Annotated in this window: 26 protein-coding genes; 11 read left to right on the plus strand and 15 right to left on the minus strand. The window is 45.8% G+C overall.

Features of this window, described 5'->3' with window-relative positions:
* Positions 1-63 precede the first annotated feature (63 nt).
* The 4 genes from H3H32_RS15020 (at position 64) to H3H32_RS15035 (ending at position 3,040) form a co-directional block, all read left to right on the plus strand.
* Positions 64-771 carry an NUDIX hydrolase gene (locus H3H32_RS15020; RefSeq protein ID WP_182463476.1) on the plus strand — a complete coding sequence of 236 codons (708 nt, stop codon included), beginning with the start codon at positions 64-66 and terminating at the stop codon, positions 769-771.
* A 191-nt stretch (positions 772-962) separates the two neighbouring features.
* On the plus strand, positions 963-1,730 hold the full coding sequence (locus tag H3H32_RS15025) for a YHYH protein (protein WP_182463477.1): 768 nt from the start codon (positions 963-965) through the stop codon (positions 1,728-1,730).
* On the plus strand, positions 1,702-2,355 hold the full coding sequence (locus tag H3H32_RS15030; protein WP_182463478.1) for a toxin-antitoxin system YwqK family antitoxin: 654 nt from the start codon (positions 1,702-1,704) through the stop codon (positions 2,353-2,355). Before H3H32_RS15025 ends, H3H32_RS15030 begins: the two co-directional genes overlap by 29 nt.
* 37 nt (positions 2,356-2,392) lie before the next feature.
* Complete coding sequence (locus tag H3H32_RS15035; protein ID WP_182463479.1) at positions 2,393-3,040, plus strand: SCO family protein; 648 nt, start codon at positions 2,393-2,395, stop codon at positions 3,038-3,040.
* An 11-nt stretch (positions 3,041-3,051) separates the two neighbouring features.
* Here the strand turns inward: H3H32_RS15035 and coaD are convergent, their stop codons facing one another.
* The 4 genes from coaD to H3H32_RS15055 form a co-directional block, all read right to left on the minus strand.
* The gene (gene coaD, locus H3H32_RS15040) at positions 3,052-3,516 is read right to left on the minus strand and encodes a pantetheine-phosphate adenylyltransferase (RefSeq protein ID WP_182463480.1); all 465 of its coding nucleotides are present in this window, start codon (positions 3,514-3,516) and stop codon (positions 3,052-3,054) included.
* 84 nt (positions 3,517-3,600) lie between these two features.
* Positions 3,601-4,491 carry a DUF3822 family protein gene (locus H3H32_RS15045; RefSeq protein WP_240543779.1) on the minus strand — a complete coding sequence of 297 codons (891 nt, stop codon included), beginning with the start codon at positions 4,489-4,491 and terminating at the stop codon, positions 3,601-3,603.
* 94 nt (positions 4,492-4,585) lie between these two features.
* Positions 4,586-5,137 carry an NUDIX domain-containing protein gene (locus H3H32_RS15050; RefSeq protein ID WP_374191827.1) on the minus strand — a complete coding sequence of 184 codons (552 nt, stop codon included), beginning with the start codon at positions 5,135-5,137 and terminating at the stop codon, positions 4,586-4,588.
* 113 nt (positions 5,138-5,250) lie between these two features.
* Entirely contained in the window at positions 5,251-5,688 is a 438-nt protein-coding gene (locus H3H32_RS15055; protein ID WP_182463482.1) for a CBS domain-containing protein, read from the minus strand.
* A 165-nt stretch (positions 5,689-5,853) separates the two neighbouring features.
* Between H3H32_RS15055 and H3H32_RS15060 the strand changes: the two genes are divergently transcribed.
* Positions 5,854-7,347, plus strand: a complete 1,494-nt coding sequence (locus H3H32_RS15060) for an ATP-dependent DNA helicase (protein WP_182463483.1) — start codon at positions 5,854-5,856, stop codon at positions 7,345-7,347.
* Positions 7,348-7,442: 95 nt separating this feature from the next.
* A complete protein-coding gene (locus H3H32_RS15065; RefSeq protein WP_182463484.1) occupies positions 7,443-8,021 on the plus strand; it encodes a DUF4126 domain-containing protein in 579 nt (192 codons plus the stop codon).
* Between the two features lie 110 nt (positions 8,022-8,131).
* On the opposite strand, the gene htpG is transcribed toward H3H32_RS15065, so the two are convergent.
* Positions 8,132-9,961, minus strand: coding sequence for a molecular chaperone HtpG (htpG, locus tag H3H32_RS15070; protein ID WP_182463485.1), 1,830 nt, complete (start codon positions 9,959-9,961; stop codon positions 8,132-8,134).
* 124 nt (positions 9,962-10,085) lie between these two features.
* Between htpG and H3H32_RS15075 the strand changes: the two genes are divergently transcribed.
* Together H3H32_RS15075 and H3H32_RS15080 are read left to right on the plus strand one after the other, a co-directional pair.
* On the plus strand, positions 10,086-10,922 hold the full coding sequence (locus H3H32_RS15075) for an RpnC/YadD family protein (protein WP_182463486.1): 837 nt from the start codon (positions 10,086-10,088) through the stop codon (positions 10,920-10,922).
* A 6-nt stretch (positions 10,923-10,928) separates the two neighbouring features.
* Positions 10,929-11,234 (plus strand): rhodanese-like domain-containing protein, encoded by a 306-nt coding sequence (locus H3H32_RS15080; protein ID WP_182463487.1) that lies wholly within the window; start codon positions 10,929-10,931, stop codon positions 11,232-11,234.
* Positions 11,235-11,291: 57 nt separating this feature from the next.
* Here H3H32_RS15080 and H3H32_RS15085 read toward each other — a convergent pair whose 3' ends face one another.
* The 3 genes from H3H32_RS15085 to rplS form a co-directional block, all read right to left on the minus strand.
* Complete coding sequence (locus tag H3H32_RS15085) at positions 11,292-12,227, minus strand: bestrophin family protein (RefSeq protein ID WP_182463488.1); 936 nt, start codon at positions 12,225-12,227, stop codon at positions 11,292-11,294.
* Between the two features lie 44 nt (positions 12,228-12,271).
* The gene (gene dapF / locus H3H32_RS15090) at positions 12,272-13,051 is read right to left on the minus strand and encodes a diaminopimelate epimerase (RefSeq protein WP_182463489.1); all 780 of its coding nucleotides are present in this window, start codon (positions 13,049-13,051) and stop codon (positions 12,272-12,274) included.
* 150 nt (positions 13,052-13,201) lie between these two features.
* A complete protein-coding gene (gene rplS, locus H3H32_RS15095; RefSeq protein ID WP_182463490.1) occupies positions 13,202-13,576 on the minus strand; it encodes a 50S ribosomal protein L19 in 375 nt (124 codons plus the stop codon).
* A gap of 113 nt (positions 13,577-13,689) precedes the next feature.
* Here rplS and H3H32_RS15100 point away from each other — a divergent pair, with 113 nt between their 5' ends.
* Together H3H32_RS15100 and H3H32_RS15105 are read left to right on the plus strand one after the other, a co-directional pair.
* Positions 13,690-15,207: an NAD(P)H-hydrate dehydratase gene (locus tag H3H32_RS15100; protein WP_182463491.1), complete on the plus strand. Its 1,518-nt coding sequence runs from the start codon at positions 13,690-13,692 to the stop codon at positions 15,205-15,207.
* A 201-nt stretch (positions 15,208-15,408) separates the two neighbouring features.
* On the plus strand, positions 15,409-15,570 hold the full coding sequence (locus tag H3H32_RS15105; protein WP_182463492.1) for a hypothetical protein: 162 nt from the start codon (positions 15,409-15,411) through the stop codon (positions 15,568-15,570).
* A gap of 83 nt (positions 15,571-15,653) precedes the next feature.
* On the opposite strand, the gene feoB is transcribed toward H3H32_RS15105, so the two are convergent.
* The 4 genes from feoB to H3H32_RS15125 form a co-directional block, all read right to left on the minus strand.
* Positions 15,654-17,771 (minus strand): ferrous iron transport protein B, encoded by a 2,118-nt coding sequence (gene feoB / locus H3H32_RS15110; RefSeq protein ID WP_182463493.1) that lies wholly within the window; start codon positions 17,769-17,771, stop codon positions 15,654-15,656.
* 68 nt (positions 17,772-17,839) lie between these two features.
* Positions 17,840-18,067, minus strand: a complete 228-nt coding sequence (locus H3H32_RS15115; protein WP_182463494.1) for a FeoA family protein — start codon at positions 18,065-18,067, stop codon at positions 17,840-17,842.
* A gap of 252 nt (positions 18,068-18,319) precedes the next feature.
* Positions 18,320-19,084 carry a sulfite exporter TauE/SafE family protein gene (locus H3H32_RS15120; RefSeq protein WP_182463495.1) on the minus strand — a complete coding sequence of 255 codons (765 nt, stop codon included), beginning with the start codon at positions 19,082-19,084 and terminating at the stop codon, positions 18,320-18,322.
* 16 nt (positions 19,085-19,100) lie between these two features.
* Entirely contained in the window at positions 19,101-19,763 is a 663-nt protein-coding gene (locus H3H32_RS15125) for a thiamine diphosphokinase (protein WP_182463496.1), read from the minus strand.
* Between the two features lie 72 nt (positions 19,764-19,835).
* Between H3H32_RS15125 and H3H32_RS15130 the strand changes: the two genes are divergently transcribed.
* The gene (locus tag H3H32_RS15130) at positions 19,836-21,011 is read left to right on the plus strand and encodes a glycosyltransferase family 87 protein (RefSeq protein ID WP_182463497.1); all 1,176 of its coding nucleotides are present in this window, start codon (positions 19,836-19,838) and stop codon (positions 21,009-21,011) included.
* Here H3H32_RS15130 and kdsB read toward each other — a convergent pair.
* The 3 genes from kdsB to kdsA form a co-directional block, all read right to left on the minus strand.
* The gene (gene kdsB, locus H3H32_RS15135; RefSeq protein ID WP_182463498.1) at positions 20,994-21,749 is read right to left on the minus strand and encodes a 3-deoxy-manno-octulosonate cytidylyltransferase; all 756 of its coding nucleotides are present in this window, start codon (positions 21,747-21,749) and stop codon (positions 20,994-20,996) included. The genes H3H32_RS15130 and kdsB overlap by 18 nt on opposite strands.
* A 113-nt stretch (positions 21,750-21,862) precedes the next feature.
* A complete protein-coding gene (locus H3H32_RS15140; protein ID WP_182463499.1) occupies positions 21,863-22,564 on the minus strand; it encodes a phosphatase in 702 nt (233 codons plus the stop codon).
* An 84-nt stretch (positions 22,565-22,648) separates the two neighbouring features.
* Positions 22,649-23,500 (minus strand): 3-deoxy-8-phosphooctulonate synthase, encoded by an 852-nt coding sequence (gene kdsA / locus H3H32_RS15145; RefSeq protein WP_182463500.1) that lies wholly within the window; start codon positions 23,498-23,500, stop codon positions 22,649-22,651.
* Positions 23,501-23,503: the final 3 nt, after the last annotated feature.

Here is a 23,503-nt window from a genome sequence, read left to right on the forward strand (position 1 = left end):
CATTGACTGTGCGACAGACCATCAGTTTTACTACTTTTACGGTTTGAACCGACCTTTGTCCTGATGATTATTTTCATTAACGACCGCCCAATTCGGCTCGTTGGCCCCAAAGCCGCTGCTCAACTAACTAATTCAGGGGCGGGTAATACCCCGACCTTTGCAGATTATGATGAGGTTGTAGACGCTCGCTTAGAGACACTTAAAGCCGATGCGCTACACGGTCATCTACTGATCCTGAATACAACTCCAGCTACAGTAAGCAAATTACTGGGGCTACTCCAAAAATCAGATGCCAGCAATTTGCTCTCTATTACGCTGGGCTGTCTTGACAAAGAAGATTGTGAAGAGGCCATCAAAAAACCATTTAAGATTATTAAAGCGGCCGGTGGTGTTGTTTTCAAAGGCGACAAAATGTTGCTGATGTTCCGACGCGGAGTTTGGGATTTACCAAAAGGAAAACTCGATTTTGGTGAATCGTCGAAGCAGGGAGCCGCCCGCGAAGTAGAAGAGGAAACTGGCGTTCGCGTATCGGTCAGTGAGCGTATCTGCACCACCTGGCATACTTACAACCTTAATGGCAATCGGATTCTGAAGCGAACGAAATGGTACCGAATGGGTGTCCTGGACGACAGCCGGATGACACCTCAGGCTGATGAAGACATTGAAAAACTGGCCTGGCTCGATCGACGCGAAACAAAATTGGCGCTTACCAATTCGTTTAGCTCAATTCGGTATGTAATTGACGAAGCTGGCAAAGGGTATAAAGTCTAAATAGAGGCTAACACAACCCTTCTTTTCGTCATCCTGGATATAAGATTGCTTTATCAGCATAGTATCTGGCATGGCGAAGAAAACCTGATTTGGTAAACTAGCTAAAAAAAAATACGTCTGGGCCGTAGGATTTTTAGCAGTGGGTCGTCTAATCTCCTAATTAACGATCAATACCTAACAGGTAAACTAAAATGCAGAGACTAATCTTTCCAGTATTGTTACTGAGTCTACTGGCTTGTAGCAAGAGCGACGACGCATCCAGCACAACCAATCCCACTACTACCACTACAACTACAGGCAGTGTAAATATTACCAGCGTGGTAAAGGCCAAGTTTGCCAGTAGTGTTACAATTACCACGAGTGGCGACAATATTATCCTTAAATGTGATGGCAGGCCCAACCATAAATCACCCTACTATGGTGTTGGCAATGCCTTGTATGAACCCTTTCCAGCGGGCCACTCCACTAACCCGAATGGTTCGATTATTGCTCAAAACTATACCATGACCATTCCTGCTAAACCGGCAGCTGCGAGTACTCATGAGGAAACATCACTTGGCGCTATTGGTCTGGCTATCACTGGCGCGCCAATTTTCAATAATAATGAGGGCGGTAATGTAGCCTTAAATGCAGGTACCATCACCTCGTTTGATGCAGCGGGAGCCCACCCAGCTCAAGCAGGCGATTACCATTATCACGTTACCGGCACATATACAACCACCGACGATGCTAATCTGGTAGGTTTTTTACGAGATGGCTTTCCCTTGTACGGACGTAAGGATAAAGATGGTACGTACCCAAGCAACCTTGATGCCTATAACGGCCATACGGCTGCCACAACCGAGTTCCCAAATGGTATATATCACTACCATACCCGGAATGAAAACTATCTTAATACAGGCTATTATATCCTTAAATCGGGTAGTTATTATGGCACAAAGGGCACATTCACTCAATAGAGTCTTTTTGTTTGCAACTGCTTATTGCTGCCTTTGGGTGGTACTAAGCAGTTGCCATATTGCCTCAACTAACACACCCCTTCGGGTAAAAGATTATACCATTGATACCAGCGGCATTCCACCCGATACGATTGTGTTAGGCAGCGATCAACGGTTGGCTCTGATTAACGGAGTTTATTGGCAGGGCAACCAAAAATATTCAGGTATTCTAAAGGAGCTTTACCCGAATGGTACGACAAAAACATATGCTTCTATATTTCAGGGAATGCTACATGGCCTTTATAAAAGCTTCTATGAAAACGGGCATCCTTATGAAGTGCGGCTTTACCGAAATAACCTGAGTACAGGTAGGCATTATGGTTACTGGCCGGAAGGTGGAATCCTTAAGTTTGATTATACCTATTTTGAGGAAAAACGAGAAGGTTTACAAAAACGATGGTACAAAAACGGTAAGCCTTATTTATTTACCAATTATACTGACGATCACGAGGATGGTCTGCAACGGGGATGGCGGGAGAATGGGAAGTTATACCTGAACTATGTAGCAAAGGATGGGCATCGATACGGCCTGCAGCAATCTGCGCTTTGCTATACACTCATCAAACAGAAAATAAAAGCCCGTTAACTGGGCCATTCAGTTAGGTCATACAGTTTAGTAAACGATGTTAACTCCGCTCCTACTTCGCATTAAGGCTAGCTCACTGGCTGTATTCATCGTTTTGTTTACGGCATGCGAACAACCAGCAGAACGAAAGTTGCCTTATTATAATACCTCCGATTTTACGCCCCATTTTGAAAAAGCGGTATCGGACAATTTCCATCGCATCCGCCCTTTTTCACTGACCGCCCATACAGGACAGGCATTCACCGAAAAAGATATGGATGGGAAAATATGTGTAGCTAATTTCTTTTTTTCGACCTGTCCAGGTATTTGTCCCCGTATGACTGTCAATATGAAGGTATTACAGGATACCTTTCTGATCGATAAAAACATTCAACTTATTTCGCACTCAGTAACCCCAGATAAGGACAGTGTAGCCCGATTACAAGCGTTTGCTAAATCCAAAAAGGTCGATGCTACCAAATGGCTCTTGCTTACGGGGAACAAAGAAGAAATCTATAATCTAGGACGAAAATTTTATTTCGTTGAAGAAGATCTGGGCGAAAAAAGAAGCAGCGATGTTTTCTTACACACTGAAAACTTTGTGTTAACCGATAAGAAACGGCGCATCCGTGGTATTTATAATGGCCTGAGTTTATCTGCCATGCAAAATCTTATTGCTGATATACGCGCTTTAGAAAAGGAATAGCCTCGCTTATTTCATTTCGCTTTCTCTAGCTGATAAGGTAAAAATTCGTCAACGTGCTGCCCATAGCGATGTAGGTCTCGAATAATACTTGAGCTGATTGGGGCAAGATGGGGCGACGTAATTAAAAAAACCGTTTCAACATCCTCGTAAACGTATCGATTCACCTGCGAAATGCCATTTTCGTACTCAAAATCGGTCGTGTTACGCAAGCCACGAAGCAGGAATTTTGCGCCAATCTCCCGAGCTACATTGGCAGTCAGCCCTTCATAACTAATAACACGCACAGCTGGATAGTCCTCAAATGCTCCTTCAATTAACTGGATCATTTGCTCCAAAGGGAAATAACGCTCCTTCCGCGTATTATGTCCAATACCAATCACAACTTCGTCGAACAGGCGTAGGCCTCTCAACACAATATCTTCATGGCCTTTGGTAAATGGATCAAATGAACCGGGGAATAGAGCAATACGCTTCATACTGTTGAGTTGGCGAATGAGCAGGTTTTGATTAATCAGACCGTAAGCGCGGTAAATTTCAACAATTGCCAACTCTAGTCCTAATCATTCACTCAACAAGCCTAATCCGTATAAACTCAGATACCGGTGGGCCGGTAAATCGTCAAATTCAGTGGCCAATGATAGCCCAGGAGGTGCTTGGCCAAATGATAGATTCGGCAGAAACCGGCTTAACTCCGTGTACGCTTCAGCAAAAGGAGTAATCGCCCCGTATAAAGAAAGGCTAACCGTATCGGGCGTTAAGCCTTGTTCATTAAGCACGTAGAGAATATAATAAGCCAAATCCTGGACATTCTTATAGCCAAAGCGATTACACAGACACAATTGATGTGATTTTCGACATAAGATTGTCACAAACTCATCTTCAAAATACAAGTAAACAGTGCTGGGAGCGAGAGAAATCCGGTCTAGATCGACAGTTGCCTGTATGAGCGCACTCGTTTGATGGACGAACGTCAATGGTTGAAGCGGGTACACTTCCGAAAAATAATCTGCCAGAGGATGCTCCAGATTAAATACAGTAAAGAATCCTTCGGCATCGTGAGCATACGCCTGAGCAAACTCATGGGCAGGAAGGGCATTACCTCGCATGAGCGCCAAATAGCTACTGGCATATTCTTTACGATAAAGCTGCTGTGGAACCAGGGTAAACGACGGAGAATTGACCCCAATCCGAATTTCCTGCCACGGGCCTGCCGATAACACCGCATGGTCCCGGAATACATCGGGTAAAATGCTCGTCAACGGACGCTCCGTCAGCAAAGACGGAAACATGTAGTCCTCCAAATACACTGCCCGACCACGCTTATCCTGTACCAGCAATTGAAACCGATCCCGTCCAACTTCAAGGCACAAGACCGATTTATCAGTCTGCCTCGGGTCAAACGCGTTGGCATGTATGGTAACAGTAGGTGCGAGGGTCACAGCGATTTGCACAAATTCAGCGAGCTAACAGATGAAGAAATAACTACTAAACTGATATTAATTTGGTTTAAACGGTTCGTCGGTAATACCAGGCGTACCCATTCATTTACTGCAAATAGCCGCGAAGGCGGAATACATCGTCGAGTGAATTGCAATACTGAAATAACGCATGAACCTCGTTAGGTGGATAGCGTTTAATTTCTTCAAAACTCATCAACCTGACTTCTTCAATTATTTGCCCATCAGGGCTCATTTCAGGATCGATCCCCAACCGTAAGGAACCGCCTGTAGCCCGAACAGCAAAAAACAACTCCATAGCGTGAAGCGGTGGCTGTATGAATTCATTCACGAACAACATTTCACCGATCTCTACCTCCAGTCCAGTTTCTTCTATAAACTCCCGGACTAACGCCTTAGGAGCTGTTTCATTAAACTGCGGGCCACCTCCCGGCGGACACCAGAAGGTATCGGTTAAACCAATGCCTCGGTGGCGAACCATCAATAGGCGATCACCTTCACAATATAGGCCACAAACCCGCAGACGAAGGCGATTTCCGTACAATTTTTGTACCTCTTCGCGGGTTGAATCCACTGCACTGGCAGAATCAGATTTAGGCTGATCTTCCAATCGGCCAGGCAAATCCATTACTTGCGTCATGGTATAATCGGTATTTGGGGACGCAAAGGTAGGGAATTTATTATGTATGATGTAGGGTGTATGATGTATAAAGCCGCAACCAGATAGATCATATACCCTACATCATATATCGCTTAGTACGGGCTTCCCGAAATATAACTTTCCAATGAGTCAATGCGGGTCTTTTGGTCAACGATAATCGCTTTCACGACATCGTTAATCGAAATAATACCCATTAACTCACCCTCATCCATCACGGGTAAGTGTCGAATATGCTTGTCGGACATAATTTGCATACACTCTTCAATACGTTGATCAGGCCCAATGGTAATTACATTCGCTGTCATAACATCAGCAATGGTCGTATCATCGGAATGCCGATCTTTTAGAATAATCTTACGTGCATAGTCTCGTTCGGAGAAGATTCCAGTAAGTACGCCATTATCAATAACAAGTACCGCGCCAATATTCTTTTCGGCCATAAGCCTAAGCGCGTCCAGAACGGTTTGATCCGACGAAACGGAATAGAGGGCGTTCACTGGTTTACCCTGAAGAATTTGACGAATTTTCATCTGAGTTAGAAGGATTTAGTGTTGTGTGAAAATAACAAAAAAGCACAAGGGGTAAAAGGGAATGTGCAGAAAGGGTTAAAATTTTCTTAAAATCATCCTTCTTTAGCTTTGAAGAAGGCTATGTTTTTACTTTTTCCTTAGCCGCTTTTTTTGTAATTTAGAAGCATGAACGATACCCAAACGGCGGCTGATTTGCTGGCCAAACGTTTCCCTTTTAAGCCTACGTCTGGCCAAACCCAGTTTTTTGAACAAATTGGTGCGTTCATCGCCCAGGAAGAAGTTGAACATTATCGCGATTGCTTTTTACTGCGAGGGTACGCAGGTACGGGCAAAACTACACTTGTTGGTACACTCATTAAAGTGCTGCCCCGCTTTGGGTATAAATCCGTCTTGCTGGCCCCTACGGGCCGGGCGGCTAAAGTAATGACCAATTACGCCAAGAAAGCAGCGCAAACGATTCACCGAAAAATTTATCGGCAAGTGGCCGATCCTGGTTCTGGAACGCTGGCCTTTCAACGCCAGAAAAACTATCACGAAGACACCCTTTTTATTGTCGATGAGGCCTCTATGATTTCTGATGAAGCCGATTTTGGGGGGAAAGGTTTATTGACCGATCTAATCGATTTCGTCTTCGAAGGTCCCGGCAACAAACTGATGCTCGTGGGCGACACGGCACAGCTCCCTCCTGTTGGCCGTGATTTAAGCCCCGCCTTGGACCGTGGATTCCTGGCCAGTGCATTCGATATGACCGTGTATGAGCAAGAGCTTACGGAAGTAATGCGACAGGATGAAGAGTCGGGAATTCTTTACAATGCAACTGGGCTGCGAATGTTGCTCATGGAAAACGGCACATCTACCTCTAAGGCGGTTGGTTTTGATGCGCTTCTGAGTGATAAGCCTACAATGACGCCAACAGACTCACCTGAGATTCGCCTGAATGTTCGGTCGTTCACAGATATCTATAAAATGCCATTAACCAAACTGGAAGACGGCATTCGCTACGCCTACGACAAATATGGTCGCGAGAATACGGCCATTATTTGCCGGTCAAACAAAACCGCCGTTCAGTACAATCAGTTTGTTCGGCGGATGATTGATCAGTGCGAAGAAGAACTTGATGCAGGCGATATGCTTATGATTGCCCGAAATAATTATACGGTTCTTGATGAAGACTCGCCCGCAGGCTTTCTGGCGAATGGCGAGTTTGCCGAAGTGCAGAAGATTCGGAACAAAGAAGAGATGCACGGTTTTCGGTTCGCTACGGTTACGCTCCGATTAGTCGATTATGAAGAGCAGCCCGATTTTGACGCTAAAATCATGCTCGATACACTGCATTCGCCCGTACCATCGCTGGCGTCAGACCAATATAAAGCTCTGTATGAGAGCGTTGCAAAGGATTATTTCTACATCAAAAGCAAGAAAGAGCGGTCTGAGGCTATTCGGCGAGATCCGTACTTAAATGCGTTGCAGGTGAAATTTGCCTATGCTCTTACTTGCCACAAAGCACAGGGTGGGCAATGGAGTGCGGTGTTTGTTGATCAGGGGTTCCTACCAGATGGGCAGGTAAACGACGAGTTTGTGCGATGGCTTTATACCGCATTGACCCGCGCAACCGATGAAGCGTTTTTGATGAATTTCAATCCGCAGTTTTTTAATTAGATTGAACACGGTTTACCGTATTCAGTTTACAGTGTAAACAGGCTGATACAACTATAGCCCAGCTATAAACCGAATACTTAAAACGTTCACTAATTATGTCCTTCGAATGGATTATGAGTGCCTGCATTGGCGTTGGTCTAGCCGCTTGTTGTGGCTTCCGGGTTTTTGTACCCTTGCTGATTGCCAGTGTAGCCACAAAGCTTGGCCTTGTTGGTGTGGTAACTGGTTTTGAGTGGATTAGTGGCTGGCCCGCCATGGTGGGCTTAACCGTTGCAACAGTCTTTGAAATTGGAGCTTATTATATTCCCTGGCTCGATAATGCACTCGATGCCCTTGCGACTCCCACATCAATTATTGCCGGAACTTTACTGAGCACCTCGTTTCTACAGATTGATAATCCCTTATTACACTGGGGCCTGGGCTTAATTCTGGGAGGAAGCTCAGCTGGAATTATTCAGGCGGGGACCAGTTTACTTCGGATAGGCTCAACAGCAACAACCGGCGGAGTCGGCAACCCAATTGTTGCCACCAGTGAAAACGTAGCCTCTTTTGGACTATCTCTGTTCAGTATTTTTCTGCCTTTACTGACGGTCGTGATTATCGTCCTTGTCCTGATTTTTATTCTTGGCCGCTTAGTAGCCAAGCGAAAGGTATGGTTTACTAAAAAGGTCTGAACTGGGATTTTTATGATTTAACTGACTGACCCTGATTTGAAAAATAGCTTTCTTCGAAAGCCAAGCAAAATCAAAGTCAGTCAGTTAAATCATAAAAATCCCGGTTCGGATTACAATTTCTCCACCGTCCGGCGGACAAACGCTGTTAGCTCTGCGCCAGTGAGCATGTTTTGCGAAAGCAACGCAAGATCATAAAGCTGTTTCACCAACAATTTCTGAGCATCGCCATCGGCCTCTGTCAGAATTTTATTAATCAGCGGGTGGTTTGCATTCACAACCACGTTATAGGTCGCAGGCAAATTACCGTAGAAAGATTGCTCACCCGAAAGAGCCGCCATATCTTTCATTCGACGCATAAACTCAGGCATCGTAATCGTTACAGGTAATTCATCGGTTGGCTGAGCTTCTACGCTCACGTTGAGCATTTTGTTATCCAAAACCTGCTCGAACACCTCTTTCAACTTAGTCTGATCAACCTCCGATAGTACACTTTCGTTATTCAGCCCTTTGTCGATCAATTTATCAATCGAATCAGCATCTACACGCTGGAAATGTACTTTTTCAAGTTTTTGCTCCAGTGCATTGATGAAATGTGAATCAATCACATTATCCATCAATAACACATCGTATCCGCGACGAGTCGCCGATTCAATGTAGGAATGTTGCTGTTTGCGATCGCTGGTGTACAGAATCACCAACGTCTCATTTTTATCGGTCTGATTGGCCTGAACTTTCTCGCGATATTCGTCTAGCGTCGTATAAACGCCATCGGTATTTTTAAGCAACACGAAGTTTTTGGCCTTCTCCCAGAACTTCTCATCACTCAGGATACCATACTTGATAAACAGACTGATATCGTCGAATTTGTCTTCAAACGCTTTCCGATCCGCATTGAATAATTCGTTCAGCTTATCAGCAACTTTCCGCGTGATATACCCATTGATTTTCTTAACGTTCGAATCGGCCTGTAAGAAACTCCGCGATACGTTTAGTGGAATATCGGGCGAGTCGATAACGCCGTGAAGCATCATCAGGAAGTCGGGAACAACATCCTTCACCTCATCAGTAATAAACACCTGACGGCTGTACAATTGAATCTTCTCCCGTTGGAAACGCAGTTCGTTCTTAATCCGTGGGAAGTACAGAATACCGGTCAGATTGAACGGATAATCAACATTCAGATGAATCCAGAACAGAGGTTCTTCGCTCATTGGATACAACTCCTTGTAGAAGGTCTTGTAGTCCTCATCGGTCAATTCCGCAGGCGACTTCGTCCAGATTGGCGCCGTGTTGTTGACGATTTTACCATCAAATTCAACCGATACGGGCAGGAAACGGGCATATTTGTCCAATATAGACTGCAAACGCCCTTTATTTAAGAACTCTTCCGAGTCAGGAGCGATGTGCAGAATGATATCGGTGCCACGCTCAGTTTTTTCGGCAGCCGTCAATTCAAATTCGGTCGAGCCATCACAAACCCAACGAACTGGCTCAGCATTGTCTCGGTACGACTTCGATACGATTTCAACGGTCGAAGCGACCATAAAGGCCGAATAAAAACCTAAGCCAAAGTGACCAATGATCTGGCCTTTGTCGTCTGTTTTGTCTTTGTATTTTTCCAGAAAATCAGTTGCTCCCGAAAAGGCAATCTGATTGATATATTTTTTAACCTCATCGGCAGTCATACCGATACCATTATCACTAACAGTAATGGTTTTGGCTTCTTCATCCAGCGAAACTGTCACTTTCAGATCGCCCAATTCGCCACCAAACTCGCCAAATGACGAAAGTTGACGCAGTTTTTGGGTTGCGTCGACAGCATTAGAGACCAGTTCTCGCAGGAAAATCTCATGATCGGAATAGAGAAACTTCTTGATAATCGGGAAGATATTCTCGGTATGGATCGAAATCTGCCCTTTCTCGTTCTGTACGGCTTCCATATGGTATAGTTAGAGTAAGTATAATAGTTTGTTATTCGTCAAATCTTGTTCCAGTGTAGGCAGGTCTGACAGATTGACAGTTTATCTTTATAGCCAATTGTCTAAATTTAGCTACATTGCATCGATGAAAGCCCGTCATTCAAAGCAATCTAGCCAGTACGATAAAATCCTTAAAGAAAATCTGGAGGCTACGATACCTGGTTTGATCGAAAAAATACTCGGTATACATCCAATTTTGTCAGAAGAATTACCGGACGATTTACAGCACACAAAAGAACGTAAGCCTGATGCACTTAAACGTATTACAGATCAATCTGGTCAGACCTTTGTACTCCACCTAGAATTTCAACTGGCAAATGATCCGAAAATGGTGCATCGAATGCATAACTATTGTGCCATGTTGCTGGAATTGTATGAAATCCCCATCCGTCAGTATGTTTTTTATTTAGGCCCAACTGCCAGTAAGATGGAGACGAGTCTCAATGTTGGTGATTTATATTTTCGTTATACGCTAATCAGTTTCCAAGACCTTGACTATCAACTATTTTTGACATCGAATACCCCAGAGGAAATTCTCCTTACGGTATTAGCCAATTTTAAGCCTCAGGAATCTCCTATGGTCTTAAATCAGGTTCTTCGCCAGATGGATGAAACTGCCAGAGGACCGCTGGTGTTTCAGAAGTACATAGCGCAATTGCGGGTTTTAGTTCAATTGCGTAATTTTCAACCACTACTAGAAGCCGCTATGGATAACCTAGCTAAATACGTAAACGAGCAAAATGATCCCTTTTATGTTAAGGGGCGTAATCTAGGATTCTTACAAGGTGCGGAAGAAGGAGAAACCAGGGCTCAGTTACAACTGGTGAAAAACCTACTGACTGAAACGGACTTTTCTGATGAAAAGATTGCTCATCTGGCAGGCGTTTCACTAGATGTTGTACAAGCAATTCGGCTTAAATAAACTCCTGTGCTAACCAATTCTTACTCCGATATTTCCCTACCAGAACTCAAACTACTGCGTCAACAGCCACATACTGCTGTGATTGATGTACGCGATGAATGGGAGTTTGAGGAGTTCAATATTGGTGGGCTGAATATTCCGTTGCCGGACATTCGCGCTCGAAAAGCGGAGCTTCTCCCCTACGATACCCTGATTGTGATTTGTACAAATGGCGTTCGCAGTCGCGTAGCTGCTAAAGATATACTACGCCAGCCTGAACTGCAGAACAAAACGATTTATCATTTGCACGGAGGCATTGTAGAAGATGTATGAAGTATGGTATATGATATAAAAAAAGGCCAGACTTCATATATTATACATCATACTTCCTTACGTCACAATCGTAAACCCTGGTCTGGCGGCCTGTTTTTCGACGTGTGGCAGGTATATCTGCAAAATATCATGAACGTTCACCCGAATCAATTGGCTTAGTTGATTCAATGGCAAATCGTTACGTTCCATCCCGAACGGTTCCTCAATCTCTTCACCAATCATTTCGAGTCCTACCAGAATGTACGATGTTAATACAACGGCCGGAATGGTTAGATAACCGAACGCAGTAACCACCGTAAACGGTAATAGGGCAACGTAGAGCATGATGAACAGTTTGATAAACAGCATGTACGAGAACGGAATTGGTGTGCTTTTTATTCGCTCACAAATACCGCAAACATCCATCAACGTTGTCAGGTGTTGATTCAGATTAATGTGTTGCGACTCAGAAATGTGCCCCGCCCGATAGAGTGCCTCGGTCTTTACCCAGAGTTGATTGGCCACTCCGGCTGGTTTATGATCAAAATTACTTAAGTCGCGACGCTCGCCTTCTTCCACAATATCCAGCTCATTCTCATTCATCTTCGACATATCGCGCAGGTGATTTTTAAGCGCAAACGGGAAGTTAGAGATCGCCTTGGCAAAGAATAAGCGACTGTCTTTATCACCCTCTGGCAAAACGGCATTAAAGAAAATAGCCAGATTGCGACAATTGTTCACCAATTCACCCCATGCCTGCCGCCCTTCGTAGAAGCGATCATAGGCCGTATTCGTCCGAAAAATCAGCAGCAGACTGAGCAAAATACCCATAGCACCCAGGAATGAACCAGGTGTATCTTTCAACCGAAGATCTGTATAGTGCATTTCGGCAACTGTGACAACAGTTACATAGATCCCAACCACGACTAATCGACGGAGCAACGATTTTGCGGTAGGACCTGTATGAAAATGCCAGATGGATGGCAGTATCCCTTTATTCTTATAAAGAATCATTTGATTGGATCAGTATTCTGCTCCCAAGTTAACCAGTCTAAAGCCTAAACGGTTATCGTGCCAGCAAAAACACGCTTGGCTGGTCCAATTAGATGAATAGAATCAAACTGTTCTTGTGTTTTGGCATTAAACGATACCCGAAGATTACCACCAAGGGTTTTAATCAACACCGGATCAGGCATATTTAACTGTTGATGAGCCACCAGAGCAACGGCTGTTACGCCTGTACCACAGGAATACGTTTCATCTTCTACCCCACGCTCATACGTCCTGACAAACAATGTACCGCCATCAATCGGCTGCACAAAATTGACGTTTGTTCCGCCCGGCTGGAAACGCGCATCATACCGAATAGCACGACCTTCTTTAACAACATCAAGGGATTCCAGGTCATCAACAAACTGAACAACATGGGGTGAGCCTGTATTCAGGAATGTAAGCCCACCTCGATTATCGATACCAGTCACGTCACTCATTTTCAGCGAAACAGTTTCTTCCGTAACAAAGGCAATGTGTTCCCCATCTACAGCCAAAAAGCGGGTTTCTCGTTCAAACAAGCCTAAATCATGCGCAAACCGAACAATACACCGGCCACCATTACCACACATGCTTCCTTCGGCACCGTCAGCATTGAAGTAGACCATTCGAAAATGATACTGAGGATCGTTACGAAGCAAAATGAGTCCATCGGCCCCAATACCGAATCGCCGATCGCAAAGACGCTCAACAAGTGCCTGGTCAGAAGCAGGGAAAGTTTCGTTTCGGTCATCGATCAATACAAAATCGTTGCCGGTACCCTGGTATTTAAAAAACTCGAGAGTCATGATGGTAAGTTATGCTGTTGTAGAGTTATAAGGTTGTATAGTTGTGGCACCGAAGTCTCAAATAGTTTAACTCTATGGCTTTACAACAGTAGAACTCATAAAAAAAGCCACCTTCTCAGGCAGCTTTTGATTTTTGGGGCAAACAGACAATTAAGCTGCTGCAACTGCCTTTGGTTTCCGCTCTTTAACACGAGCTGCCTTACCTTGACGACCACGTAGGTAAAACAAACGAGCCCGACGAACTTTACCAAGACGTACAACCTCAACCTTGTCGATATTAGGCGATAGAAGCGGGAAAATCCGCTCAACACCTATACCGTTAGACACTTTGCGAACGGTGAATGTTTCACCACCGCTGCTTGGGTTCCGGCGTTGGATCACCGTACCCGTAAAGACCTGAATACGCTCTTTATTTCCTTCGCGGATTTTAACGTGTACGTTCACCGTATCGCCGGCCCGGAATGTGGGCAATTCACTGCGACGCTGCGCGTTGTCTGCCTCCACTAATTTAATTAACTCGCTCATGACCGTATATAAATCGCCAGATAAGTATTTGCGAAATGAGCCGCAAAGATAGTAATTTTCTAGTAGGAAGAAAATACTTTTGTAAAATTACCTTGAGTACATTGCGACACTTTATGAAAATCTTAAACGTTGACCAAATCCGCGCCCTTGATCAATCGACAATAGAGCATGAACCCATTGCCCCCATTAATCTAATGGAACGCGCAGCACTTGCTTTTGTCGACTGGTTTGTCGATCATTTTCCAAATACCACTCCCGTCAAATTATTCTGTGGTTTAGGGAACAATGGGGGCGATGGTCTGGCAATTGCCCGCTTGCTGCTGGAACGGGAATTTCCTATAGAAGTATATGTGGTACGGTATGCCCGCCGGGAGTCAGACGATTTCATGCATAATCATCGTCGTCTAAAACTACTGACCGAAAACATTCGCTATGTTGAAGTAGCCCAGGAAATTCCGGGCCTCCGCCACAATGAGCTAATCATTGACGCGATTCTGGGGTCGGGACTTTCGCGACCAACCGAGGGCATTGTTAAAAATGTTATCGATGTTATCAATCGGTCACCCGCAACGGTTGTGGCGGTAGATATTGCCAGTGGTTTGTATGTTGACAAACCCAATGCGCCTTCCGATACAATTGTTGAACCTGACTATACGATTACGTTTCAATTACCGAAACTGGCCTTTATGCTTCCCAAAAATAGCCGCTATGTAGGCGATTGGCACATTGTTGATATCCAGTTACACAAGCGTTACATCGATCTTGCTCCGACCCCTTATTATTATACGCAATCGCGGGATGCTCGGTTGTTGTTACGTAAGCGGGATAAATTCTCGAATAAAGGATCATTTGGCCATGCCCTGCTCATGGTTGGTAGCTATGGAAAAATGGGCGCAGCTGTTCTAGCAACCAAAGCCTGTCTGCGGTCAGGAGTTGGTTTACTGACGGTTCATGTACCCAAATGCGGGTATGACATCCTACAGATAGCAGTCCCCGAAGCTATGTGCCGGCCCGATGGTAATCCGAATGTATTAACCGGCACACCCGACCGAGGGGCCAGTGAATTAGGTAGCCCCACACCCGCCGACTACGCTGTGGTTGGAATCGGTTCGGGGATTGGGCAGGCTCCCGAAACGCTGGATATGCTCAAAGGGTTGCTCAAAACATTGAAAAAACCGATGGTGATCGATGCTGATGCGTTGAACCTGCTTTCAGAAAATCGGGAGTTACTGAAGCAGATTCCCCCCAATAGTATTCTGACACCCCACCCGAAAGAGTTTGAGCGGCTGACTCAAAAGTGGGATAACGATTATCAGAAATTAGATATTCTTCGAGAATTTGCTCAGAAATATCGGGTTGTTGTGGTCTTAAAAGGAGCCAACTCAGCCATAGCAACTCCCGATGGCGATATTCACTTCAATTCAACGGGTAATCCGGGCTTAAGCACAGGTGGCACTGGCGATGTACTGACGGGCGTACTAACAGCTCTACTGGCCCAAAACTATGACTCAGTTGAAGCCGCTGTACTGGGAGTATTTGCCCATGGACTAGCTGGCGATCGGGTAGCTGCGAAACGAGGGCAAATTGGCATGGTGGCTACCGATATAATCGAAGCACTCCGTTGGGAGTAAATCCATAAAAAAAGTTTACGATCCCCGTTACTTTAGGTATGAGGTGATGTCTTATCAACACGCTACCAAAATATTGACCTGTTAGAGCAAGATCAGGTAGTTATACGCATCAAAAAAAATCCGGGTTTTTGCGCTGTTAACAAGATTAATTAAGTGTCAATTTTGTACCGGGATAGATCAAACCCTCATACTAACACACCAATGAAACAAGTAACGAATCGAACCTGGCAAGGTAGCCGTCCCTCACGAAGAGAACGGACAGGTTTCGATCAAACTACCGCCTTAGGAAGTCTGGCAGTAGCCTTATTAGCCTATATAGTCTACCACATTTACCCATTGATTTCGAACGGATTACTTTGGTAATAAAGAGTTTGACTACGCTAAACATGACAAGAGCTAAACGGGCATCCGTTTAGCTCTTGTCATGTTTAGCGTAGTCAAACTCTTTATTGCATGAACTGGTAGGTAAAGAAGGCGGCTACATAAGCTAATCCCATCATGTATACCAGTTGCACAGCAGGCCATTTCCAGCTTTTGGTTTCGCGTTGGGTGGCCGCTAAAGTACTCATACACATCATGGCAAATACATAAAAGATTAACAACGACCAGGCTAAAGCGGGGGTATACATTGGTCCACCTGTTTTAGGATTTCGCTCCTGCCGTAGTCGTTCCCGAATGGTAACACCCTCTTCGTCATCGCCACTACCAATGCTATAGATTGTCGACATGGTCCCGACAAAGACTTCACGGGCGGCAAATGAGCTTAACAGCGCAATACCGATTTTCCAGTCATAGCCAAGGGGACGAATGACAGGTTCGATAAAATGGCCGAATTGCCCTGCATAGGACGCTTCGAGTCGGTCGGAGGCTACGCGATTTGCCAACTCGTCAGCCGCCAGCGTTGGGTTGTTTTGCCGAACCTGCGCTTCGGCCACGTCCATTGAATCACCGGGGCCGTAACTAGCTAGTACCCAAAGGACAATCGAAATAGCTAAAATAACCCGACCTGCTTCCCAAACAAACGCCCGTACACTTTCCCAGACCGTCAGCCCGACGTGGTTCCAGCGAGGCATTTTAAACGTTGGTAATTCCATAATGAAATACCCTCGCTCTTTTGTTTTAAGAAGCAGTTTTAGAATGTAAGCAGCTAGCAAAGCGCTCAAAAGCCCCAACAAATACAGGCCCATCAGTGCCAGCCCCTGTAGATTAAACAAGCCTAGAACTCGTTGCTTAGGAACTACTAACGCAATCAGAATTGTGTAAATGGGCAATCGAGCCGAGCAACTCATCAACGGTGTTACCAGAATCGTAATGAGCCGGTCACGCCGGGTACCGATGCTGCGTGTTGCCATAATGGCGGGAACAGCACAAGCAACTCCAGAAATCAACGGCACAACACTTCGGCCATTAAGCCCAAACTTGCGCATGATCCGGTCCATGATGACCATCACTCGCGACATATAACCTGACTCTTCGAGCAGGGCTACCAGAAAAAACAAAAAAGCAATCTGTGGAATAAATACTAAAATACCGCCCACTCCCGCCAGAATCCCATCGGTCAGCAAATCGGTCAGTGGGCCAGCGGGCAAACTTTCTTTTAACTGACCATTAATCCAGGCTACGCCTGCATCAATACCATCCATAAAGGGTTGAGCCCAGGCGAAAATAGCCTGAAAAATCAGCAGGAGTATAAATCCGAAAATGGCGTATCCCCAAACTGGATGCAATAATATCCGGTCAAGTTTCTGTGTCCAAGTAGCCTGATTGACTGGCCGCTGGTTAGCAACAACCTCTGCCGTAATCGTCGCGATACGTTTATAGCGCGTAATGGTTTCACCCGCCTGGAACTTCTGTTCATTGAACGCGTATTTGTCGATAAGCGCATCCAGACCAATCTGCTGGGGTCGACTCAAAAATGAGAATCCATCGTGCTGAATGAGGTATTGTAACGCAAGATAATTGTTGTCGAGTTGATATTGGTTTCGGGTATCGGTAATCAGACCAGTTGCTTCGTCTGCTGGATCGAAAAACAATTTACCTGATAATACAGGCTCTTTAATTTGCCCCAGAACAGCCTTCTTCAGTTGGTCTAGGCCTTCTCCTGTGCGCGCATTGATGCGCACAACAGGAACGCCTAGCCGCATCGCTAATCGAACCGCATTGACTTCTTTCCCCTCTGCTTTGGCCACATCGAGCATATTCAGGGCGAGTACAACGGGAACACCAAGGTCGGCTACCTGCGTAAATAACAGTAAGTTCCGATGCAAGTTGGAAGCATCAACAACTACTACAGCTACATCTGGATAATCGGCATGAGCAGGGTTGGCCAGAATATCGGTAACAATCTGTTCGTCTAAAGACTTCGGGTAAATTGAATAGATACCGGGAAAATCAACAATGGTAGCAACTGTTTCGGCATTAATCGACCAGGGACCTGATTTTTTATCGACAGTAACTCCAGGAAAATTCCCGGTTTTCTGACGTAGTCCTGTCAGTTGATTAAACAAGGACGATTTACCGGCATTTGGGTTGCCAATCAGGGCAATGGACGGAGACAGTTTCAAGACGAAAAACAATAATAGCTAATTAATAATGGGTCATGTAGATGTGCTTATCTAATTCATCACCCCTATTAATTATCAATCAGAATAGTGGCTGCTTCGGATTTCCGTAGCGCTAAACAATAGCCCGATACACTCAGACAAATCGGATCCCCAAGCGGAGCCTTAGCCTGTAGGCATACCTGTGCTCCTGGCAAACAGCCCATCTCGAGCAATTTAAGCGACATTAATTGATCGCTAAACGACTGAATTACAGCCCTTTCTCCAATTTTTAAATCAGCTACACTCCGTTTACTCATGTGCCGGCGGGCGCCTGGCAGTATAGATCACCAGGCTTATTTAGATTCAATTTAATTAATGCAAGATTACGTCAGAAAGTTCGGGGATGCAAGCGCTGGAAATACAAAATGTAGCAGCTTGTATTCTAAGCCTCTTTTTAGCTTACTACAAACACGATCCGGCTGCCTCTCTGATGCATTCAGGCGGTATCACAAAAACCAACAAACGCCTAAACTCAGTCACTTACAAGTAAAATTTTGAGATTGCCCGGCTTACGTTAGCAAATCCCACGCGAAGCGCAGAATAGTAGCAGCAATGACCAGCAGGAAGAACACCCGAATGAAACGATTTCCCTTCAGAATGGCCAAACGAGCCCCCAGAAATGCTCCGGAGAGGTTGGCCAAGGCCATCGGGAAAGCGAACGAATAAAGTATGAGGCCTTTATTGGCAAAAAATAGTACGCACGACAGATTCGTAGCGGCATTCACTAATTTGGCGTGCGCACTGGCTTTCAGAAAATCGAAGCCGATCAACGTAATGAAACCCAATATCAGAAAACTGCCTGTCCCCGGTCCGAAAAAGCCATCGTAGAAACCAATTATGGCACCCATTACCCACATACGCAATCGCTGTTGCTGTGCTGTCACGATCCGATGCGATACCTGCCCAAAGCTTTTCTGGGTAAGTGTATAGATAAATACAGCGACCAGAATAACCAATGCAAAGGGTTTCATAAAGCTGTTGGGCACCCTTGTCAGCGTCCAGGCACCTAACCAGGAAGCCCCGAAAGCGATGGCCATCATTGGCCCAATAAATCGACCGGCCACAGCCACCCGTCGGCTGTACTGAAATGCCCCCATCAAGCTACCACTCAACGAAGGAATTTTAGTTGTGCCAATCAAGGTCGGAACGGAGTATTGTGGTAGGGTAAACAAAATAGCGGGCGTTTGAATCAGTCCTCCCCCACCTATAATGGCATCGATAAAACCGGCTAGAAATGAAAAACTACAAAGCGTTAAAATTGTCGAATACTCCATCAATACCTACACGAAATTAATCCCAGCACTCCATTATCAGTAAATCGCCAGTGGTAGCATCGATACGAACGAAACCATCCTCGGCGGCTTCATTGCTGCTACTGGTCCGGTAACCCAATGTTAAGGTGGCGTCCTGTAAATTGTATTTCAGCCCCTCTGATGTAAAGCCGGTTACGGTTCCAACCGGAATCAATGAGATGGGCGTTCCTGCTTCGTACCACTTTTCAAATTTGCCAACGAGCGGGAAGATTTTGGAATGGTTGTCGATCATGGTAATGCGAATCTGATCTTTATACCGAACAATACTAGTCATATTGACAATGGTATGATCGGCCCGGCGGCCAGTTGCCCATACGATGTTGACCGCCGGATAACCACGCTCAATCAGGTATTCAATGCCTTTATCAAGATCGGTTTTCTCCTGATCGGGTGTATGTATAATCTCCAGCGGATATTGCTGCTCCCGAATGCTATCGAGGTCCAAATCCCGATCAAAATCACCGAGTAATACATCCACTTTAATGCCCAGATCGAGTACCCGCCAAATGGCACTATCGAGCACAACAACCGTTGGACTCCACTCCAGGAGCTGGCCTAGTAATTCGGGGTCACAGGCTTCGCCGTTGGCAATCAGAAGAGCGGGCTCCTGTTTCTCGCGAACAATATGATGAGATGACATAGTTGACAAAGATAAATGGGCAATTCGTATGAATCCTGCTTAATTTTGTTTTGCTAACGAATCCATTACGCTTTGCAACGCCTTCTTCGCTTTCTGACTCTCCCCCGTTTGCTGGGTTTTTATATTGTGCTGTTCATTGCTGCGGCACTCCAGAATTACCTGCTGGGTTTTGGTAATTATAACAATTACCTGATGTTCGCCAAGCCGTTTCATAACCTGCTTCTGGACAAAAGTATTTACGGCTATCACCCCAATCTGTACTTCGATAACTATAAATACAGCCCAACCTTCGCCTGGCTGATGGGGCCGTTTTATTATCTGCCTAACTTGTTGGGTATGATTCTTTGGAACGTGCTGAACACCGTGGTGCTATTGGCAGGTGTATGGTTCTACTTATCCGACGAAAAAGACCCAGCCCGTCAGCGGCAGGTGGCGCTTCTCATCATTATTCTGGAAGCTCTGATCACCGCTCAGAACCTGCAAAGTAATAACCTCATTGTGGGGTCTATTTTGCTGGGTTTGTATTTTCTCCGCAACGAAAAGGTCTGGCAGGCGGCTTTTTTCTTTGTGCTTTGCCTGTTTATTAAATTCTACGGCGTAGCGGCTGCCGGGTTCTTTTTGTTCTATCCAAAGAAGCCCCAGTTCATTCTGGCTATGATCGTCTGGACGGCCCTATTCGCCATTGCGCCACTCACGATGATTCCCCCCGACCATTTAGCATCTGAGTATCAGGAGTGGTTTGCCGTGATTGTTGAGAGTAAATTAGGTTTGCAGGTTTCCGTGATGGGCATTGCGCAAGCCTGGTTCGGAATGCCCAAAACCGACGCCAATTACCGCGTTATCGAAGCCATTGGTGCTACACTTTTTCTCCTGCCGTTTCTTCGGTTTAGCCTTTGGCAGGATCGATTGTTTCAGCGACGGATGGTAGCCTACTTCCTGCTGTTCATGATCGTCTTCAACAAGATGGCCGAATCCCCAACTTATGTGATGGCTGTTACGGGCGTAGCGCTCTGGTGGGTAACACTCGATAAACCCACCCGGCTCGACCAAATTTTACTGACGCTGGTTGTAGTATTCACGTCGCTCTCGCCCACCGACATTTTTCCGGCAATCATACAGCGAGAGTTTTTCCAGCCCTACAACATCAAAGCACTACCGTGTTTATTGGTGTGGGCGCGAGTGCAGTATCAAATCTGGACACAACCGAACACGGCTACGCCTACTACCCCTTTACAACTCGTTTCGTAAGATTTTCTCGATATCAGCTGGACTATCAACGCTGGGGGTCTGGAAGTTCGTAGACACCATCTTGATCCGATAGCCCGCTTCCAGCCAGCGAAGTTGTTCCAGTGATTCAGCCCGTTCGAGTAACGAAGGCGGCAATTGAGTGATTTTTTCGAGCACATCTGCACGATAAGCATACAGCCCTACATGGCGATGGTAAGCATGATGCGCGTGCCACTGATCGGGTTCAATTCCCCATAGATAAGGCACTGCCGAACGACTGAAATAAAGTGCTTCGTTTTGTGAATTGACGACAATCTTGGCTTCTTTCGGATCATGCAATATAGCCGCTGAATCGACGGTCGCCATTTGGGTAGCCAATTCTACTGTGCCGTCCAGAATAGCCGCTAACTCGTCAATTTGCGCAGGATCGATAAACGGTTCGTCGCCCTGAATATTGAGAATGTAATCTGATGAATCTCCTGCAATGAATCCATCAGCAATGAGTCGGGCGTAGGCTTCCCAGCAACGGTCTGTACCGCTTGGGTGGTCGGTGCGTGTCATTACTGCTTCCTCTCCTAACTGCCGAACTGCCTCCGCAATGCGTTCATCGTCAGTTGCAACGACTACTTTATCTAATGACTTGGCCTGTTTACACTGTTCCAGCACGCGCTGAATCATGGATTTACCGCCAATATCGGCTAGTGGCTTTCCCGGAAAACGTGTTGATCCGTAGCGGGCAGGAATAATACCGATTATCATAGTTTTAAAAGGTTATGACACAGAGCTACACGGAGGAGGCACGGAGATACACAAAGAAAAAATAAAAACTCTGTGTATCTCCGTGCCTCCTCCGTGTAGCTCTGTGTCAAAAATCATTTGATTTCTGGCCCATTTGGTCCAACTATCCAATAACTCGGCTCAACAGCCTGACGCTGCTGGTAGTATTGATCGTACGCAGGAAAATAGCGAAGCCGCTCATTCATGACGTTATCGAACTGCCCAAGCAGTCCCAGTAAGAGTTCACAGCCTTCACGAACGGCAAACTGGCCGCTTTGACTACCTGTTACATAATCGGCAAGACCGTTTTGAAGAACGTACTGCATGAACAGCGGGTTGGCATTCCGACGAATCATAATCCGCACACCCGCGACTTCAGACACGGATAAATCCAGAGCGTCATCGAAGAAGAAAGCAACTTCGTGGGGTTGCAGATTGTGTTGCTTCAACAAATGGTGGAGTACGTCGATCTTATGTTTCGCCTGAGAATAGCTGGCATGAAAGTGCTCCCGGCGAACTAACGTTTCGGACAGCGTATTAATCACCCCTGTAATAATCGCAGCCACTGGCAACTGGCCACCATGATGCAACCAAAGCCCAAAACGAAGCAGATTCGTACCCATCGAGTCCACTTCACTAAACGAACTGCTGCCTGCTTCGGTCTTGATGCCGTCGTTAAAAACACCATCCCAATCAAACACGATAGCCCGGACAGCTTTCAGTTTTTCAGTAAGCGCATCAACAGGCGTTACAAATTGCCCACCGAGGGCAGTGAACGTTTTTTCTATGTCAGCCATAAGGATGTATGATGTATGATGTATGATATATGGCTTTTGTGCCAGCTACATCATACATCATACATCCTATATCATACATTCTAATTAAGCCAGTTCTGGCAATGTATTCCGGTATTTAACCTCTACGGCGTGTAACTCGATCAGGGGTTTCAGGAATTCTTCCAGATAGCGGATATCCAGTTGACTGGCTGCATCGCAAAGCGCTTCGGAGGGGCAGGTATGCGTTTCCACAAATAGTCCATCAACACCAGCAGCTACACCCGCACGAGCTAATACAGGCAGGTATTCACGAGCACCACCTTTCGCATCGGCCGATGGAATACCGTATTTCCGAATGGCATGCGTTACGTCGAATACAACGGGGTAATTGGTACGAGCCATGTGATAGAAAGCCCGAGGATCAACCACTAAGTCATTGTAACCGAAGGTGAAACCACGTTCGGTCAGGATGATCTGGTCGTTGCCCGAATCTTCAATCTTTTTGACCGGGTGTTTCATGTTTTCTGGTGCCAGAAACTGCCCGTGCTTCACGTTAACAACTTTGCCCGTTTTAGCCGCAGCGACCACCAGCATCGTCTGCATACACAAATAAGCAGGAATTTGCAGAACGTCCACAACATCGGCAACGGGTGCACACTGATCTGGATAGTGAACATCCGTCAGCAATGGGAAGCCAAACTGTTCTTTCACTTTGGCCAGAATCTTCATGCCTTTGTCGATGCCGGGACCATTGTAGTAGTTCAGGCTGGACCGATTGTCCTTCTGGAACGATGATTTATAGATGATCTTGATACCAACGCGCTCCTGGATTTCGCGGAGTTGCTCGGCAACCGTCATCATAATTTTTTCATCTTCAATAACGCAGGGACCGCTAATGAGGAACAACTCATCCGACCCACATTCGATGTCGCCAACGCGAACGATTTTCTGAGACATTAC

The organism is Spirosoma foliorum (assembly GCF_014117325.1).
Lineage (GTDB): Bacteria > Bacteroidota > Bacteroidia > Cytophagales > Spirosomataceae > Spirosoma > Spirosoma foliorum.

Excerpts from the sequence above, each read along its gene's own strand:
- H3H32_RS15060 (WP_182463483.1), top strand. The coding sequence starts at position 5,854 with ATGAACGATACCCAAACGGCGGCTGATTTGCTGGCCAAACGTTTCCCT.
- dapF (WP_182463489.1), bottom strand. The coding sequence starts at position 13,051 with ATGACTCTCGAGTTTTTTAAATACCAGGGTACCGGCAACGATTTTGTA.
- H3H32_RS15125 (WP_182463496.1), bottom strand. The coding sequence starts at position 19,763 with ATGTCATCTCATCATATTGTTCGCGAGAAACAGGAGCCCGCTCTTCTG.
- H3H32_RS15055 (WP_182463482.1), bottom strand. The coding sequence starts at position 5,688 with ATGAAAATTCGTCAAATTCTTCAGGGTAAACCAGTGAACGCCCTCTAT.
- H3H32_RS15100 (WP_182463491.1), top strand. The coding sequence starts at position 13,690 with ATGAAAATCTTAAACGTTGACCAAATCCGCGCCCTTGATCAATCGACA.
- H3H32_RS15065 (WP_182463484.1), top strand. The coding sequence starts at position 7,443 with ATGTCCTTCGAATGGATTATGAGTGCCTGCATTGGCGTTGGTCTAGCC.
- H3H32_RS15050 (WP_374191827.1), bottom strand. The coding sequence starts at position 5,137 with ATGACGCAAGTAATGGATTTGCCTGGCCGATTGGAAGATCAGCCTAAA.
- H3H32_RS15025 (WP_182463477.1), top strand. The coding sequence starts at position 963 with ATGCAGAGACTAATCTTTCCAGTATTGTTACTGAGTCTACTGGCTTGT.
- kdsA (WP_182463500.1), bottom strand. The coding sequence starts at position 23,500 with ATGTCTCAGAAAATCGTTCGCGTTGGCGACATCGAATGTGGGTCGGAT.
- rplS (WP_182463490.1), bottom strand. The coding sequence starts at position 13,576 with ATGAGCGAGTTAATTAAATTAGTGGAGGCAGACAACGCGCAGCGTCGC.
- H3H32_RS15020 (WP_182463476.1), top strand. The coding sequence starts at position 64 with ATGATTATTTTCATTAACGACCGCCCAATTCGGCTCGTTGGCCCCAAA.
- H3H32_RS15105 (WP_182463492.1), top strand. The coding sequence starts at position 15,409 with ATGAAACAAGTAACGAATCGAACCTGGCAAGGTAGCCGTCCCTCACGA.
- kdsB (WP_182463498.1), bottom strand. The coding sequence starts at position 21,749 with ATGATAATCGGTATTATTCCTGCCCGCTACGGATCAACACGTTTTCCG.
- H3H32_RS15035 (WP_182463479.1), top strand. The coding sequence starts at position 2,393 with ATGTTAACTCCGCTCCTACTTCGCATTAAGGCTAGCTCACTGGCTGTA.
- H3H32_RS15120 (WP_182463495.1), bottom strand. The coding sequence starts at position 19,084 with ATGGAGTATTCGACAATTTTAACGCTTTGTAGTTTTTCATTTCTAGCC.
- H3H32_RS15030 (WP_182463478.1), top strand. The coding sequence starts at position 1,702 with ATGGCACAAAGGGCACATTCACTCAATAGAGTCTTTTTGTTTGCAACT.
- coaD (WP_182463480.1), bottom strand. The coding sequence starts at position 3,516 with ATGAAGCGTATTGCTCTATTCCCCGGTTCATTTGATCCATTTACCAAA.
- H3H32_RS15115 (WP_182463494.1), bottom strand. The coding sequence starts at position 18,067 with ATGAGTAAACGGAGTGTAGCTGATTTAAAAATTGGAGAAAGGGCTGTA.
- htpG (WP_182463485.1), bottom strand. The coding sequence starts at position 9,961 with ATGGAAGCCGTACAGAACGAGAAAGGGCAGATTTCGATCCATACCGAG.
- H3H32_RS15085 (WP_182463488.1), bottom strand. The coding sequence starts at position 12,227 with ATGATTCTTTATAAGAATAAAGGGATACTGCCATCCATCTGGCATTTT.
- H3H32_RS15075 (WP_182463486.1), top strand. The coding sequence starts at position 10,086 with ATGAAAGCCCGTCATTCAAAGCAATCTAGCCAGTACGATAAAATCCTT.
- H3H32_RS15140 (WP_182463499.1), bottom strand. The coding sequence starts at position 22,564 with ATGGCTGACATAGAAAAAACGTTCACTGCCCTCGGTGGGCAATTTGTA.